Source organism: Desulfovibrio aminophilus DSM 12254, assembly GCF_000422565.1.
GTDB classification, from domain to species: Bacteria; Desulfobacterota; Desulfovibrionia; order Desulfovibrionales; family Desulfovibrionaceae; genus Aminidesulfovibrio; species Aminidesulfovibrio aminophilus.
This window is the reverse complement of sequence record NZ_KE383875.1, coordinates 243,064-258,143: the sequence shown is the minus strand read 5'-3', so window position 1 is coordinate 258,143 and position 15,080 is coordinate 243,064. Positions and strand designations below refer to the sequence as shown.

General features: G+C 61.7%; 13 protein-coding genes and 1 pseudogene. 3 read left to right on the top strand and 11 right to left on the bottom strand.

Features of this window, described 5'->3' with window-relative positions; all coding sequences use genetic code 11:
• Window positions 1-73: 73 nt before the first annotated feature.
• Both H587_RS19845 and H587_RS18770 read right to left on the bottom strand, forming a co-directional pair.
• Window positions 74-1,351 carry a lysozyme inhibitor LprI family protein gene (locus H587_RS19845; protein ID WP_051202862.1) on the bottom strand — a complete coding sequence of 426 codons (1,278 nt, stop codon included), beginning with the start codon at window positions 1,349-1,351 and terminating at the stop codon, window positions 74-76.
• 10 nt (window positions 1,352-1,361) lie between these two features.
• Window positions 1,362-2,882, bottom strand: a complete 1,521-nt coding sequence (locus H587_RS18770) for a YifB family Mg chelatase-like AAA ATPase (RefSeq protein ID WP_051202860.1) — start codon at window positions 2,880-2,882, stop codon at window positions 1,362-1,364.
• Between H587_RS18770 and H587_RS20360 the strand changes: the two genes are divergently transcribed.
• The gene (locus tag H587_RS20360) at window positions 2,864-4,477 is read left to right on the top strand and encodes a recombinase family protein (protein WP_084630780.1); all 1,614 of its coding nucleotides are present in this window, start codon (window positions 2,864-2,866) and stop codon (window positions 4,475-4,477) included. The genes H587_RS18770 and H587_RS20360 overlap by 19 nt on opposite strands.
• A gap of 152 nt (window positions 4,478-4,629) precedes the next feature.
• Here H587_RS20360 and H587_RS0113665 read toward each other — a convergent pair whose 3' ends face one another.
• The gene (locus H587_RS0113665; RefSeq protein WP_027176730.1) at window positions 4,630-4,899 is read right to left on the bottom strand and encodes a hypothetical protein; all 270 of its coding nucleotides are present in this window, start codon (window positions 4,897-4,899) and stop codon (window positions 4,630-4,632) included.
• Between the two features lie 122 nt (window positions 4,900-5,021).
• Entirely contained in the window at window positions 5,022-5,726 is a 705-nt protein-coding gene (locus H587_RS0113660) for a recombinase family protein (protein ID WP_027176729.1), read from the bottom strand.
• A gap of 1,036 nt (window positions 5,727-6,762) precedes the next feature.
• On the opposite strand from H587_RS0113660, the gene H587_RS20355 reads away from it, so the two are divergent.
• Window positions 6,763-7,077 carry a hypothetical protein gene (locus H587_RS20355; RefSeq protein WP_211219513.1) on the top strand — a complete coding sequence of 105 codons (315 nt, stop codon included), beginning with the start codon at window positions 6,763-6,765 and terminating at the stop codon, window positions 7,075-7,077.
• Between the two features lie 3 nt (window positions 7,078-7,080).
• Here the strand turns inward: H587_RS20355 and H587_RS21440 are convergent, their stop codons facing one another.
• The 6 genes and pseudogenes from H587_RS21440 to H587_RS0113625 all read right to left on the bottom strand — a co-directional run bounded on the left by H587_RS21440 (window position 7,081) and on the right by H587_RS0113625 (window position 12,158).
• The gene (locus H587_RS21440; RefSeq protein WP_027176728.1) at window positions 7,081-7,761 is read right to left on the bottom strand and encodes a thermonuclease family protein; all 681 of its coding nucleotides are present in this window, start codon (window positions 7,759-7,761) and stop codon (window positions 7,081-7,083) included.
• An 11-nt stretch (window positions 7,762-7,772) separates the two neighbouring features.
• Entirely contained in the window at window positions 7,773-8,759 is a 987-nt protein-coding gene (locus tag H587_RS20350; protein ID WP_027176727.1) for an HIT family protein, read from the bottom strand.
• Window positions 8,760-8,803: 44 nt separating this feature from the next.
• Window positions 8,804-8,908, bottom strand: a pseudogene (locus H587_RS21435) (magnesium chelatase domain-containing protein); the annotation flags it as partial.
• A 130-nt stretch (window positions 8,909-9,038) separates the two neighbouring features.
• Window positions 9,039-9,710, bottom strand: a complete 672-nt coding sequence (gene lepB / locus H587_RS0113635) for a signal peptidase I (protein ID WP_027176726.1) — start codon at window positions 9,708-9,710, stop codon at window positions 9,039-9,041.
• A 9-nt stretch (window positions 9,711-9,719) separates the two neighbouring features.
• Window positions 9,720-11,525: a translation elongation factor 4 gene (lepA, locus tag H587_RS0113630; RefSeq protein WP_027176725.1), complete on the bottom strand. Its 1,806-nt coding sequence runs from the start codon at window positions 11,523-11,525 to the stop codon at window positions 9,720-9,722.
• A 111-nt stretch (window positions 11,526-11,636) separates the two neighbouring features.
• Complete coding sequence (locus tag H587_RS0113625; protein ID WP_027176724.1) at window positions 11,637-12,158, bottom strand: hypothetical protein; 522 nt, start codon at window positions 12,156-12,158, stop codon at window positions 11,637-11,639.
• Between the two features lie 61 nt (window positions 12,159-12,219).
• Between H587_RS0113625 and H587_RS0113620 the strand changes: the two genes are divergently transcribed.
• Window positions 12,220-12,840, top strand: coding sequence for a LysE family translocator (locus H587_RS0113620; protein ID WP_027176723.1), 621 nt, complete (start codon window positions 12,220-12,222; stop codon window positions 12,838-12,840).
• A gap of 246 nt (window positions 12,841-13,086) precedes the next feature.
• On the opposite strand, the gene acs is transcribed toward H587_RS0113620, so the two are convergent.
• Window positions 13,087-15,009 carry an acetate--CoA ligase gene (gene acs, locus H587_RS0113615; RefSeq protein ID WP_027176722.1) on the bottom strand — a complete coding sequence of 641 codons (1,923 nt, stop codon included), beginning with the start codon at window positions 15,007-15,009 and terminating at the stop codon, window positions 13,087-13,089.
• Window positions 15,010-15,080: the final 71 nt, after the last annotated feature.

Genomic DNA, 15,080 nt, shown 5'->3' with positions numbered 1-15,080 from the left:
TTTGCCGGGGCGGCATGGGGGTGCTCGATGCTTCCGCACAGAACACATGGCGGCCGACGGGTCAAGGCCGGGCTCAGTCCGCGAGGAGCGATCTCACCTTCACCTCGGCCGGGAAGTGCTCAAGGACGCATTCCTTTTGGTACGCGCCGTCCTTGAGGCCGTAATACTCCTCGGAGCGGTCGAAGCGCACGGCGATGCGCGGCGCGCCGTCCAGGAGGAAGACCTCCTTGGCCGTGATGCCGTTGTTGATGGGCGAGTCCGCCCCACCATAGGCCTCGTCGATGATTTCCAAGGTTTCGGGGCTGAGCAGCACCAGGGTTTCCAGGACGCCGCCGCAGCCGCCGGTCCAGCTCCGGCCCACCCGGCCCAGGAGTTCCGGCTTGCCGTCGCCGTCCAGGTCCGCCTTCGCCACGGCGGAGCGTTCCCAGAGGCCGCCCTTGCAGACGTTCTTGTCCCGGTTTTCGGCCGTGACGCAGAAGTCCAGGGGCTCCCAGTCCAGGGGGCGGAGCTTTCCGGCCAGGGCCGCGCGGCATGCCGCGTCGTCGCCGGATTTCGTCACGATCCCCCGGTCCCCAGAAGTTTCCAGGCCGCAGAGCGGCGCGAGCGCGCCCTCGCGCAGGCCGCGTACGAGCGTCGGCCGTCGTAACCCTGCGTCGGCGCGAACCACGTAGGGTTCGCCTTTGACGGTCAGCACGAAGTCGGCGGTGCCGAAATCCGAGGGATCGCCTCCCTGGTCGGTGTCCAGGGGGCGGCCCCGGTCGTCCAGGGCCACGATCCAGGATGTGTTGCAGGAGCCGCCGGAGTTGGCCGTCAGGAAGCCCTGGTCCCGACCGTTGAAGCGGTCGCGGAGCGTGGTCATCCGGGTGGGCGAGGAGACGTCGGGCTCGAAGCGCGCCCGCTCCTCCTGGGTGAGGTCGCGGCCCTGGGCCTCCAGGCTCCGGAGGGTTCCAGCCTTGGCCCGTTCGGCGATGATCCCGCAGACCGTTTTGGCCTTGCCCGGGGTGAGCAGGGGGAAGTCGAAGTCCGAGAGTTTGCGCCTGGCGGTCTTGGCCGCCTTGACGAGCGCGGCGATGCGTTCGCGATAGGCCAGGGCCAGGCCCTCGGCGTCCGGGCAGCGGTCGCGGACCTGCTCCAGCCAGTCCTTCTGCTCCTCCGTCAGATCGGGAACCTTGGCCTTGAGGGCCACGCGGTACACGGCGTCCAACTGCTCGTCGAGCACCGAGAGCCGGTAGTCGCCGCAGACCAGGACTTCCACGTCGTTGGCGGCGTCCTCGCAGGGAAAACTCGCCGCCCGCGCCCCGGCCGCCAGGCCGAGGAGCACCACGAGGGAGAGGAGGATGCTTCTGTTCATCGTCGCGGCCTCACGCCGGGCCCTGGCGGTCCATGCTCCGGTAGTTGATGGCCTCGGCCAGGTGGTTCACGGCCAGGGTCTCCGCGCCGTCCAGGTCCGCGATGGTCCGGGCGATGCGCAGCACCCGCGTGTAGGCCCGGGCCGAGAGCCCGAGCTTCTTCACCGCCTGCTCCAGGAAGTCGTGCTCCGGCCGGGACAGGCGGCAGTGCTTTTCCAGGGCCGAGCCCGAAAGCTCGGAATTGATGTGCGGCCCGCTGTCGCCGTAGCGTTCGGCCTGCACGGACCGGGCCTTGGCGATGCGCGCCCGCATGGTGGCCGAGTCCACGCTGCCGCGCGTTTCCTTCAAATCCTTGTAGGGCACGGCCGGAACCTCCACCTGGAGGTCGATGCGGTCCAGCAGCGGGCCGGAGAGCTTGGCCCGGTAGCGCTGCACGGACTGGGGCGTGCAGGTGCAGGGGTGGCGGTCGTCGGTGAGGTAGCCGCACTGGCAGGGGTTCATGGCCGCCACGAGCATGATGTCCGCCGGGTAGGTCAGGGCCACGGCCGCGCGCGAGATGGTCACCATCCCGTCCTCCAGCGGCTGGCGCAGCACCTCCAGGGCGTGCTTCTTGAACTCCGGCAGCTCGTCCAGGAAGAGCACGCCCCGGTGGGACAGGGAGACCTCGCCCGGCCGGGGATAGGTGCCGCCGCCCACCAGTCCGGCGTCGGAAATGGTGTGGTGCGGCGAGCGGAAGGGCCGGGTCACGATCAGGGCCTGGTCGCGCGGGAGCTGCCCGGCCACGGAGTAGATCTTCGTCACCTCCAGCGCCTCCTCGAACCTGAGCGGCGGGAGCACCGTGGGGATGCGCTGGGCCAGCATGGTCTTGCCGCTGCCGGGCGGACCGATGAACAGGAGATTGTGGCCGCCGGCGGCCGCGATCTCGATGGCCCGCTTGGCGTGCTCCTGGCCCTTCACGTCGGCGTAGTCCAGGAGGAAGTCGCGGCGCTTGTCCCAGAGGGTGTCGATGTCCAGAGTCGCGGGCTCGATTTCGGCCTCGCCCAGGAGAAAGGCCACCGTCAGCCCGAGGCTCTCGGCCCCGAACACCGGCAGACCCTTGACCACGGCGGCCTCGGCCGCGTTGGCGACGGGCAGGACCAAGCCACGTGCGCCCTCGTCGCGGGCCCGGATGGCCAGGGGCAGGACGCCCTCCACGGGCTTGAGTTCGCCCGTGAGCGACAGTTCCCCGGCGAAGAAGAAACCCTCCAGCCGCTCGGCCGGGAACGCGCCCGAGGCGGCCAGCAGGCCCAGGGCCAGGGGCAGGTCGTAGGCGCTGCCCTCCTTGCGCACGTCGGCCGGGGCCAGATTCACGGTGATCCGCGAGGGCGGGAGTCTGAAGCCGGAATTCTTGAGCGCGGCGAAGACCCGTTCCTTGGCCTCGCGCACCGCGCCTTCCGCGAGTCCGACCATGACCATAGTACTTGATTTGTGACCACGCCTCTTGATAGGTTTCCTTTCACCTAGGGGGGCTTCAAATGACCCGGCCACGCGCATATTCCTACCTACGTTTCTCCACTCCTGAGCAGGCTAAGGGAGATAGCTTTCGCCGTCAAACCAAGCTTGCCGAGGATTACGCCAAGAGACATGGGCTAGTGCTTGATGACGAGTTGCGCTTTGAAGACTTGGGCTTGTCCGCTTTTCATGGCCGCCATCATCGCGTTGGTAAGCTGAGTGAGTTCCTTGCCGCCATCCACCAAGGCTCAGTTCCAGAAGGAAGCTACCTACTCATTGAAAGCTTAGACCGCCTCACACGAGAAGCGGTAGTCGAAGCTCAATTACTCTTCCTCAACATAGTAGCTGACGGGATTACTATTGTCACCCTCGCCGATGAGCGGGTCTATTCGCATGACGGTTTAAATAGTAGCCCGACTGATGTAATTGTGTCCATTGCTCTCATGATTCGGGCGAATGATGAAAGCCTGACCAAATCTCGCCGCCAGAGAGCAACATGGGCAGACATGCGCGAGAAAGCTGCTGCTGCTCTTCGGCCTATGACCCGCTGGTGCCCTCAATGGCTCAAGCTATCCGATGACCGCACCAAGTATGAAGTTATTGAGGAACGCGCCCAGGTTGTCCGCCGAATTTTCCAAATGGCCCTTGATGGTATGTCGCCCTACCTGACAGCCAAAGCCCTAAATGAAGAGCAAGTGCCACACTTCCAAGGGAAAGAATGGCAAACATCTTACATCGTAAAAATACTCACCAACCCGGCAGTACTCGGCATATTCACGCCGCATATTGATAGCCGGGAAGGCGGCAAACGGCGTAGGATTCCCCAGACTCCAATCCCTGACTTCTATCCTTCGATTCTGGACGATACGACATACCAGCGGGTTCAGGCCCTCAGAGCCACCAAGAGCCCGGTACATGGCCGCGCAGCATACAAGGGTGTGCCCAACATTTTCGGCGGTCTTGCTACCTGCCCCCGTTGCGGGAAGCGAATGATTCTCACCTCCCGAAACGCCGGTGTGCGCTATCTCGTTTGCAACGGCGCTAGGAGCGGCAAAGGCTGTTCTTACCATTCTCTCCGATACCAAGAGGTTGAGGAACATTTCCCGTGGCAGGTTGGCGACATCATACTAGACTACCCTGTAGACTCTTCCGAAGAAGCACGCCTTAAAGCTCTTTATGGAGGCTATGAGTCAGAGCTTGATAAACTGAGAGAGCAAATTGGTCGCCTGCTTGAAAATATAGAGCGCGCAAAGGCTCCGGCTCCAACCACCATGATAGAACGCTTACGCCACTATGAGCACCTGAAAACCCAAGCTGAGCGTAATTTAGAAGAGACGTTACAGAAGCTTAGCGCCTTCACCGGGCCTATTCTCCGTGGGAAGCTCCAGCAATTAAGCGCCGCCGCTCAAGAGCTTGAAGAGGCCATTAAGGAAGCTCGGGCCTCAGCTACCCCCTACGTATCCGCTGATGCCCCAGAGCCGGTCCTAGCAGCACGAGCAAAGCTGAATGGGGCGCTAAGACAGCTCACAACTCAAATTGAGTTGGATTGGGAAAGCAACCTGGGCATTATTCACTGGAAGAGCGGAGGGACAAGCTCCTTTCACCTTACGGCAAAAGGGATGTTCCCGGAGAGTTGAACGGCTCCAGTGTCCCAAGTGGCAGGAGTGGTGAATCCCCCTGGACACATGGAATGAAAGGCGGCGTACACAGGACAATGTACACCGCCATTCATACGCAGAGTTAACTAGTAATAGAAACTGTTAACTAGTTAATACTGCCAAGTTACCTGTTAACTAGTTAACACCCCCAGCCACTCCATTTCATTCATCGCCGCCAGTTCATCCATGCTCGGCACGTGCTCAAACAGCTTTTCTAGCCGCTGTGTAAGCTCCTTCATAAGGTCATACTCGAATTCAAAGCTAGCAAGTACGTCCGGCTTGAGGCGATTGAATAGGCAATACTTGGCTACATCTGATGAATACACAGTCTGAAATCTTTGTGAAATCTCAAGCTCAATCTGTCGTCCATCTTCACAATCGACTTGGAGGAGGAATTCCATGTCTACATCTCCTTTTTGCGGCACTATAACGCATTCAGAGAGCATATAAACACTTATCACGCTTTCACTTACGCAAGCGATAACGTGCTAAAAAACTGATAGCCGCAGAGGGAGGAACAAAACTAAAGCTTCCTATGCCGTCGCCATATAGCCTGTACATTGTACCCCGTGAACGGCTTCCCCTGAACAGTCACCAAGCCTTGCGCATTCAACACGCTGGCCATCTCTGCGAAGCTCTTCCGCTTCTGCCCCGGCTTGGTACGACGCATCACCCTGATGGCCTCTAGGGCCTCTCTAAGGGCCTCTGGCAGCGTTTCGTGCGTGTAGGCATGTCTCCCCTCGCACTGCCCCTTTTCTTCGCGCATCCTCTCGCGGGCTACCCTGAGCTTCTTAACGAGTAGCCCCTTTTCAAGCTCGGCAAAGACGCCTTGAATCTGAACCAGGGCCTTGCGCATTGGGTCAGCCATGACCGCTTCCGTCACGTCCTCCCCTGTCCTGGCGGCAATCAGGGCTATGTCCTTGGAAGTGAGGTATATAAGCAACGTCTCTTGGATACGGTACTTACGGGCAAGCCTGTCCAGGCCCTCTACAATGACCGTGCGAACCCCATTGCGTAGGATTGCCGATACCATTTCCTGGAAAGCTGGCCTGTCCGCTTCCCCGGCAGTCCCGGAGATGCCTTCCTCTCGGTACACGTGGACAACCTCATAGCCATTGGCTTGGGCAAAGGCTTGAATCTCAGCTTCCTGACGGCGGAACCCATCGCCCTCTACCTGTCCCTTGCCCGAGACTCGGACGTATCCGTAAGCCTTCACGGGAGTACTCATACCCGATGCCTCCTAGAGTGTATCAAGTGGTGGCTCGGTCCATGAATACAAACGATTCTGACATTAAGTCAAGACAGAATTCTAAAGAATACTGTATCGACAATCCCGGCAACTCTCCTGCCGACAAGAAGAACCGGCGCTATATATCTCTTAGACTGGGTAACACCCCCGCCGCACGGCCCAGGCGCGACCCCCACGGGGGACACACAGCCACGTTCCGCCTGAACTGTTACCGCCTCAGAAATTTGTGCCGGAAAATGGCCCGCACAAGCGTCGCGGGGCAAGACGTGGAGATACCTTCCTGTGGGGAGGGGCAGGGTCTACAGTTGTCCGAGGTGTTAACTAGTTAATAGTCAGATGACTAGTTAATACCTTGTCGCTTATCTAATTAATATGGAAGACGCGGGAAAGGTACGGACTACTGGCAGGGAGAGGTAATAGCTATGGATGGGGAAATAATGAGTTGGCTGATATTGTATACACTATAGTTAGCTTAGATGTATACAATTCTAGTTAACATACTGTTAGAAGTAGAAAGACAAAGAGAAATGCCTTTATATTCTTCTTCAAAAATACCATAGGTTACTCAAACAGTCAATCATAAACTATCCATAGTGTACTAGTTTATGTATACCATCCTGGCTACACCTACTCTACCAACACTTCAATAGAGAGCAGAGTACAGGACAGGTACCATCGAAGTGTACCCACGGTGGTGGGCGTCCGTGGACGGCGCGGGTGGTGGCACGGTGGTGGCGCGGTGGTGAGGTAGTTCGTCACTATCCATGTAGGCGTATTTCGCGCAGAATATGGCCTAGAATCAATCCTAATTACTTTGGCGGTAGATTGTTCACCCGTTAGGCTAGAAGCGATTGTAGGGCCATTTTGGCGCAAAAATCTGAAGTGGGTACGTTTTGAGTGCGAAGAGGGCGCTTCCCCTCGTGGGGGCGGGCCTGGGAGCGTTCGGCGGGCTCATTCCCCCTAGACGCGGTATGAAGCTTAAGATAACTTAAGAGCTATAACTTCGGGGGGCGCTATGAAAAAGTTAATTATTGCGCTGTGCTTAGCCATTACATTGCTGGCGACTTCGGTGTTTGCCGGTGGCAAGGTGCACGTGAATGGCTACTACCGGAAGGACGGGACCTACGTTCAGCCGCATATGCGCTCGGCTCCTGACGGCAACCCGTATAACAACTGGTCTACCAAGGGGAACGTGAACCCCTACACCGGCCAGCCTGGGTACAAGGACCCTTACCCGAACTCCGGCTATGGGCCTTCCAACTCGTATGGGTCGCCCTACGGCTCTTCTTACGGCAACACCTGGGGCAATCGGTACGGGGATGACGATTAGCGATTAGGGGCGGCATAACGGACAGGGCCGGTACCCTGCTTTAATCGCCGCCTCTCTCGACGGGAACACGTCTACGCAGTTCTTGCAGTTGTAGTGCTGGCACCCTGGCCGGTGGAATACTCCGCTCCTGACGTTCCCGTGATAGACAATGCCGGGCTGAGTATCAGGCTTAGCCTTGCTCTTCTCGGCTTGGGAAACGTTTTGCGCTCTGCCGTGTCGCCACTCCCATGGGGGCATAGGGGAAGGGCCAGCCCACAGCCCTGCCTTACGGTCCCTTGCTTGCTGTTCTAAGCTCAGCCAATCTTTACAGGCCGCCTCTGTGCAGTACTGCCGGTATACCCAGGCCATGCCGTCTTTCACCTGGGCTTCACTCACGTCCTGCCCGCGAACCTGGATATGCGCTACTGTGCGTCCGTAGTGGTCCTGGACAACAGGGGTGACTTCCACGGTCTGCCCGTATGCCATGTCCGAGAGAGATTGCTTAGACCGTGTGCCGAAGTCTTGTTTACTCTCCGGCGCATCAATCCCGTACAGCCTAATCCTGACCTGTTCTCTCCCATCTCTCAAAACCGTGAGGGTATCGCCATCAGCAACCTTGATGACCTTCCCAGGCCACGTCCAAGCGGGGAGAGCCAGGAGGGAGAAAAGGAGCAGAAGGGGGATAGGAACGGTGAAACGTCTCATAGGTCCACCTCCTAGTAGGACATCTTGTCGGGGATTACGCCCCTCACACCTCCCCGGGGATTCGGAGTGTCCCCATTTCGCCTGGGGATAAGGTGGATGTGAGCGTGGAAGATGGTTTGCCCTGCCGATTCCCCGCTGTTCATCCCCACGTTGAATCCTGTGACGCTCTTGTCCTCTAGTTCCTTCTGGGCTTTGAGAACGCGAAGGAGGTCTTCAGCATCACGGCGTTCCCGGGTGGTCATCGTGAAGTAGTCTCGAGTGTGTCGTTTCGGGATGATGAGAAGGTGTCCTTCTGACACTGGGCAGCCGTCTTTGACCGCGTACACTGTGCCATTCTCCTCCACCACCTTGGACTTCTCCATGTTTGAGTAGCAGAAAGGGCAAGATGTTTCAAAGTCTGCCTCTGTCGAGCTTCTGAAGTCCGTGCTATCCCGATTGCCCTTCGAGCGGTTGCACTTAAAACAAAGAACTTGAAGGTTGTCCTTGGTGGACTTCCCTCCTCTTGAGGCAGGTATGATGTGGTCCACGTCCAGTGGGCGAGATTCTTTTGTGGCTCCGCAAAGGGCACACTTGCCGCCAGATTCCTTCATCACATCGAAGTAGACCGTCCCAGAGACAGGGCCATCAAGTAGACGGTAGTCCCAAATCTTGAGGCCCCTGTTGACGATGAACTCCTGCATCTTTCGCTCACACGTCATCTTCAACTGGGCCTTTTGCTCGAAGGTGAGCTTCCCCACCTTCAGACGGACCAAATCGCCCTGGCGTTCAATGACTCCGTTTTTGAGGAGAACGCGTAAGGGCATCTCCTTGGCTCGCTTCTCGTAATACTGGAGTTGGCTCTCATCTTGGGCCACGAACGCTTGGGCTATCTGTCTGATAGTGGCCGTGCCGTCAGCCTCGACAAGACAACGAATCACTAGCGGCTGATAGATGTGGCTCATCTGCATCCGATTCTCAAGGTAGTCTAGGAGGTCATCAATCACATCTTGTTTAGACATACACGGCTCCCACTTTTAAATATGGTTCGGGGTGTCTAATGAACTACCATGACGAAGGCGGGCATTCCCTGGCGGGCGAGGTCCACCTCCAGATCCACGCGGAAGGCGTCGATGCCCAGCAGGGCCGCGGTGGCTGCTTTGGCGATCATGGATTTCCCAATGGTTTCAACATCCAGCGCATGTCGGCTGGTGTAAGCGTTTTGAACCCCGGCCGCAAGGGCGCGAAAAAAGGCCGCCCCCTCGCGGGAGCGGCCTGTGTCGTCATTGTCCCCGGCCGGGCTAGTGCACCAGCCGTCCGATGCGGCTCCAGCGGATGTCCAGGCCGCCGGTGAAGTCCCAGGACCAATAGATGATGAGCGCCTTGCCGCGCAGGGCCGAGCGGTCCACGAAGCCCCAGAAGCGCGAGTCGTAGGAGTGGTCGCGGTTGTCGCCCATGACGAAGTACTTGCCCTCGGGCACCGTGGTCTTGGGCATCCAGTCGCGCTTCCAGGAGAAGCTGTTGCGGTCGAAGTACTCGGCCGGGTCGGCGTTGACCTCGGACATGTGCGGATTGGGCACGGCCACGGGCTCGTCGTGGATCGCGTAGGGCTCGTCCAGGAGCTTGCCGTTGACGAAGACCTGCTTGGCCTTGATCTCCACCACGTCGCCCGGCGTGCCGATGACGCGCTTGATGAAGTCCTTGTCCGGGTCCACGGGATATTCGAAGACCACCACGTCCCCGCGCTTGGGGTCGGATACGGGCACGATGACCTTGTCCGAGAAGGGCAGCCGCACCCCGTAGGCGAACTTGGTCACCAGCAGATGGTCGCCCACCAGCAGGGTGTTCAGCATGGATTCGGAGGGAATCTTGAAGGCCTGCACGATGAACGCCCGGATCACCAGCGCCAGGACCAGCGCCACGATGAGCGCCTCGGCGTACTCCCTGAGCGTCTTCCACCACGTCGGATTCATGGACCGTCCTTATTCGTCCCCTGCTTTCAGCACGGCGAGGAAGGCTTCCTGCGGAATCTCCACGTTGCCCATGCGGCGCATGCGGCGCTTGCCTTCCTTCTGCTTCTCCAGGAGCTTGCGTTTGCGGGTGATGTCGCCTCCGTAACACTTGGCGATGACGTCCTTGCGGAACGGCGCCACCCTTTCCTTGGCGATGATCTTCTTGCCGATGGCCGCCTGGATGACCACCTCGAACATCTGGCGCGGAATGCTGCGCTTGAGCCGCAGGGCCAGGGACCGGCCCACCTGGGCCGCGTTCTGGCGGTGCACGATGACCGAGAAGGCGTCCACCGGGTCGGCGTTGATGAGGATGTCCAGCTTGACGAGATCGGCCTCGCGGTAGTCGATGATCTCGTAGTCCAGGGAGGCGTAGCCCCGGGTGCCGGACTTCAGCTTGTCGAAGAAGTCGTACATGATCTCGGCGAAGGGCATCTCGTAGGTGATGATCACCCGGGTGCTGGTCAGGTAGCGGATGTCCTTCTGGATGCCCCGCTTCTCCTCGCAGAGCTTGAGCACGTTGCCCACGTATTCGTTGGGCACGTGCACCTCCATGCGCACGTAGGGTTCGCGCACGGCCTCGATGTACACCGGATCGGGCATCCGGCTGGGGTTGTCGATCTCCAGCTCCTCGCCCTTGGTGGTCGTGACCTCGTAGATCACCGAGGGCGCGGTGGTGATGAGCTTGGCCTCGAACTCGCGTTCCAGGCGCTCCTGCACGATCTCGATGTGCAGCAGGCCCAGGAAGCCGCAGCGGAAGCCGAAGCCGAGCGCCGTGGAGGTCTCGGGCTCGTAGCTGAAGGCCGCGTCGTTGAGGTGCAGCTTTTCCAGCGCCACCTTGAGCGGCTCGTACTCCGAGGGCTCCACCGGGTAGAGCCCGGCGAAGACCATGGGCTTGACGGTCTTGAAGCCCGGGAACGGTTCGGGTGTGGGGTTCTCGGGCTTGGTGACGGTGTCGCCCACGGGAGCGTCGCCCAGCTCCTTCATGGCCGCGCAGAGAAAGCCCACCTCGCCGGGGCCCATCTCCTTGAACTCCACGGGCTCGGGCGAGAACGCGCCGAGCTTGGTGACCTCGAAGCTGCGCTTGGTGGAGCAGATCTGGATGCGTTCGCCCAGGCGCAACGTCCCTTCCAGGATGCGGAAGAGCACCACCACGCCCTGGTAGGAGTCGTACCAGGAGTCGAAGATCAGGGCCTTGAGCGGCGCGTCCGCGTCGCCCTTGGGCGCGGGCAGATGGGTGATGATCCGCTCCAGAACCTCGGCCACGTTCATCCCGGTTTTGGCGCTCACGGCCAGGGCGTCCTTGCAGTCCAGGCCGATGATCTCCTCGATCTCGGCCTTGACCCGCTCGGGGTCGGCGCTGGGCAGGTCGATCTTGTTCAGGACCGGGATGATCTCCAGGTTGTGGTCCAGGGCCAGGTAGACGTTGGCCAGGGTCTGGGCCTCCACTCCCTGGGAGGCGTCCACCACCAGCAGCGCGCCTTCGCAGGCGGCCAGGCTGCGCGAGACCTCGTAGGAGAAGTCCACGTGGCCGGGCGTGTCGATGAGGTTCAGGATGTATTTCTTGCCGTCGCGCGCCGTGTAGGGGATGCGCACGGTCTGGGCCTTGATGGTGATGCCCCGCTCGCGCTCCAGCTCCAGCTTGTCCAGGTATTGGTCCCGCTTCTCGCGTTCCGAGACCAGACCGGTGATCTCCAGAATGCGGTCGGCCAGGGTGGACTTGCCGTGGTCGATGTGGGCGATGATGCTGAAATTTCGGATGTTTTCGGTCTTGGTCATAGGTTCGGGGCCGTGCTCCTTAGAACTGGGGGAATCCGCGCGAGGGACCGCGAGGCGAGGCCCTTGTACGGTATTTGTCCGGGCCTGTCTAATGGCCGGAAAGCCTTGGAGCTAAATCGTATTGATGATGACCACCTTGCCGCCCGCCGCGCCCTTGACCGCGGCCTTGTCGTAGGCGGTCAGGTCGCGCCGGACCCGCCAGAGCAGCCTGTCCGACAACTCCCCCCGGGTGGCTCGCAGGGTCGGCGGCCGCATCTCTGTGCCGTCGCGCATGCGCATGATCACGTCCGCGTAAAGTTCCGAGGTCCCGCGTAGATCAACATAGGAGTCCTGCTGGACAACCTTGATTTCCACCTGCTTGACGGTCTTTTCGTTCTCCTGCAAGAACTTCACGAGCTTGGCCCGTTCCTCCGGGGTGAGGTGCAGCCGCACCTCGTCCAGGTCGCCGGAGAAGATGAGCGGGCCGTCCCCCCTTTGGCGCTGGAAGAAGTCCGCTCCGATCTGCCCGATGCGGATGTTTTTTTCGAAGGGATCGTGCAGGAGAAAAAGGGCAAACAGACCCGCCACCACCACGAGGATGGCCAGGTTGCGCAACGTGCCCCCTCCCCGCTCTCCGGCGCGGCGGTCGGTCATGCGTCGTCCTCCCGGGCCCCTCATAACCCGGCGCATCGAAGCAGGCAACCAAGGAGAAATCGTGCTTCCCGCATTGTTCTGGACCGGTCTGGCCGTGGGCTTCTCCATCGCCGCCCCGGTGGGCCCGGTGGGCCTCATGTGCATCCAGCGGACCCTCGCGGGCGGCCGCCTCAACGGCTTGTTCACCGGCCTGGGCGCGGCCTGCGCCGACGCCTTCTACGGCGCGGTGGCCGGGTTCGGTCTGACCGTGATCTCGTCCTTCCTCATGGGCCAGCAGGTCTGGCTCAAGCTCGGCGGCGGGCTGTTCCTGATCTGGCTCGGCTGGAAGATGGCCCGCCAGCCCGGTCTGCCCGGCGTGCGCGCGGGCCAGGGCCGCAGTCTCTGGGCCTCGTTCGCGAACACCTTCTTCCTGGCCCTGACCAGCCCGGCCACCATCCTGCTCTTCATGGGCACCTTCGCTGGCCTCGGCCTGGGCCGCGAGAGCCGGGACCATTCCTCGGCCCTGGCCCTGGTGCTCGGCGTGTTCCTGGGCTCGGCCGCCTGGTGGCTCTTCCTCTCCACGGCCACCGGCTTCCTGCGCGAACGCATCACCCGCCACCTGGGGCTGGTGAACAAGCTTTCCGGCGGCACCATCGCGGCCTTCGGTCTGGCCGCCCTGGTGTCGCTGGTCGTGGCGTTCTGAAGAGAACGAGGGGGCTCCCCGCCCCCTCGAACCCCCGGCCAGGGCGCGGGCCTGGACCGCATGGCTTCGGCGTTTTTCCCAGCGGGCGGCTTCGCCCGCTGGGAAAAACGCCGAAGACGTCGAAATCCCTTGCGAAACGAAAACGCCCGGGCGGGAAATCAGCCCGGGCGTTTTCGTTTCGCCGGATGGTCCAGGACGAAGTCCTGGCGCGGGGTCCGGGGGCTCGCGACCCCCGGCCGCCGGAGGCTATTCCTGGTCCAGCATGGTCAGGTCGCCGGGGTCCACGTTCAGCTCCCGGGCCTTGAGCACGCGGCGCATGATCTTGCCCGAGCGGGTGCGCGGCAGGGTTTCGCGGAACTCGATGCCCTTGATGGCGGCCACGGGGCCCAGCTCGCCGCGCACATGGCGCTTGAGATCCTGGATGAGGTCGGTGGAGCCCTGAAAGCCCGGGTTGAGCACGAGGAAGGCCTTGGCGGCCTCGCCCTTGATGGCGTCCGGCACGCCGACCACGGCGGCCTCGCATACGGCCGGATGGGAGCCGAAGGCGGCCTCCAGTTCGGCGGTGCCCACGCGGTGCCCGGCGATGTTCAGCACGTCGTCGGCCCGGCCTTGAATCCAGAAGAATCCGTCCTCGTCTTTCTTGGCCACGTCGCCCGCGAAGTAGGCCCCACCGGGGATGGCCTCGTAGTATTCGCGGCGAAAGCGCTCCTCGTCGCCCAGGATGCCGGCGGCCATGGCGGGCCAGGGTCGCCGGATGACCAGGAAGCCGCCCTTGCCCGAGGGCAGGGAGTTGCCGTCGCGGTCCACCACGTCGGCCTCCACGCCGGGCAGGGGCTTGGTCACGGAGCCGGGCTTGAGCAGGGAGATGGGCAGGGGCGCGAGCATGAACATGCCGGTCTCGGTCTGCCACCAGGTGTCCAGCAGAGGACATTCGCTGCGGCCGATGTTCTTGTAGAACCACATCCAGGGCTCGGGTCCGATGGGCTCGCCCACGGTGCCGAGCAGGCGCAGGGTGGAGAGGTCGTGGCGGCGGGGGTACTGGACGCCGAAGCGCATGAGCATGCGGATCATGGTCGGCACGGTGTAGAAGATGGTCACCCCGTACTTGTCCACGATGTGCCAGAGCCGGTCGGCCTGGGGGTAGTTGGGGTGGCCCTCGTAGAGCACGGTGGTGGTTCCGGCCAGGAGCGGGCCGTAGACCACGGCGGTGTGCCCGGTGATCCAGCCCGGATCGGCAGTGCACCAGAAGATGTCCGTGGGCTTGATGTCGAAGACGTGGGTCAGGGTGCGGTGCACGCCGACCATGTAGCCGCCGTGGCTGTGAAGGATGCCCTTGGGTCGCCCGGTGGCTCCCGAGGTGTGCAGGAGGAAGAGGGGATCGCCCGCCTCCATGACCTCGGTGGGAGCTTCGTTGCGCTCGTTGCGCACCAGGTCGTCGTACCAGAAGTCGCGGCCGTCCTGCATCTCCACGTCCACCTTGGTGCGCCGGACCACGACCACGGAGTCCACTCGTTCGGCCTCGGCTCCGGCCAGGGCCTCGTCCACCAGGGGCTTGAGCTGGATGACCTGGCCGTTGCGGTAGAAGCCGTCGGCCGTGACCAGCAGCCGGGCCCCGGAATCGCGCAGGCGCTCGCGCAGGGCCTTGGGCGAAAATCCGGCGAAGACCAGGGTGTGCACCGCGCCGATCTTGGCCGAGGCGAGCATGGCGATGACCGTCTCGGGCAGGGAGGGCATGTAGAGCGCCACGCGGTCGCCCTTGGCCACGCCCAGGGAGCGCAGGGCCCCGGCGAAGCGGTTCACGGCCCGGTACAGCTCGTAATAGGTGTACTTGCGGTTGTCCCCGGGTTCGCCTTCCCAGATCAAGGCCAGCTTGTTCTTGTTGGCGGTTTCGATGTGCCGGTCCAGGGCGTTGTAGACGATGTTGCAGCGCCCGCCGGGAAACCAGCGGTAGAAGGGCGGGTTGGACTCGTCCAGAACCTGATCCCATTTCTTGAACCAGTCCAGCTCGTCGGCGGCTTCTTCCCAGTAGGCCAGGGGGTCCTGGGCGGCCTGGCGGCGGTAGGCCTCCAGTTCCTGGGGGTTGACGTTGGCCTCGATGACGAGTTGCGGCAGGGGGCGGAAGACCCGTTCCTCCTGAAACAGACTGTCCAGGGCTCCGTTCTGGTCCATGCGTGGCCTCCGAGGCTGCGGGTGAAAAGGGTCCGCAGCCTTTCCTTTCTCACGTTTTCCGTCGTCGGGCG

Coding starts and splice junctions, on each gene's coding strand:
- lepA (WP_027176725.1), bottom strand. CDS start 11,525: ATGACCAAGACCGAAAACATCCGAAATTTCAGCATCATCGCCCACATC.
- H587_RS20350 (WP_027176727.1), bottom strand. CDS start 8,759: ATGTCTAAACAAGATGTGATTGATGACCTCCTAGACTACCTTGAGAAT.
- H587_RS20360 (WP_084630780.1), top strand. CDS start 2,864: ATGACCCGGCCACGCGCATATTCCTACCTACGTTTCTCCACTCCTGAG.
- H587_RS21440 (WP_027176728.1), bottom strand. CDS start 7,761: ATGAGACGTTTCACCGTTCCTATCCCCCTTCTGCTCCTTTTCTCCCTC.
- acs (WP_027176722.1), bottom strand. CDS start 15,009: ATGGACCAGAACGGAGCCCTGGACAGTCTGTTTCAGGAGGAACGGGTC.
- H587_RS0113625 (WP_027176724.1), bottom strand. CDS start 12,158: ATGACCGACCGCCGCGCCGGAGAGCGGGGAGGGGGCACGTTGCGCAAC.
- H587_RS19845 (WP_051202862.1), bottom strand. CDS start 1,351: ATGAACAGAAGCATCCTCCTCTCCCTCGTGGTGCTCCTCGGCCTGGCG.
- H587_RS18770 (WP_051202860.1), bottom strand. CDS start 2,882: ATGCGCGTGGCCGGGTCATTTGAAGCCCCCCTAGGTGAAAGGAAACCT.
- H587_RS0113665 (WP_027176730.1), bottom strand. CDS start 4,899: ATGGAATTCCTCCTCCAAGTCGATTGTGAAGATGGACGACAGATTGAG.
- H587_RS20355 (WP_211219513.1), top strand. CDS start 6,763: ATGAAAAAGTTAATTATTGCGCTGTGCTTAGCCATTACATTGCTGGCG.
- H587_RS0113660 (WP_027176729.1), bottom strand. CDS start 5,726: ATGAGTACTCCCGTGAAGGCTTACGGATACGTCCGAGTCTCGGGCAAG.
- lepB (WP_027176726.1), bottom strand. CDS start 9,710: ATGAATCCGACGTGGTGGAAGACGCTCAGGGAGTACGCCGAGGCGCTC.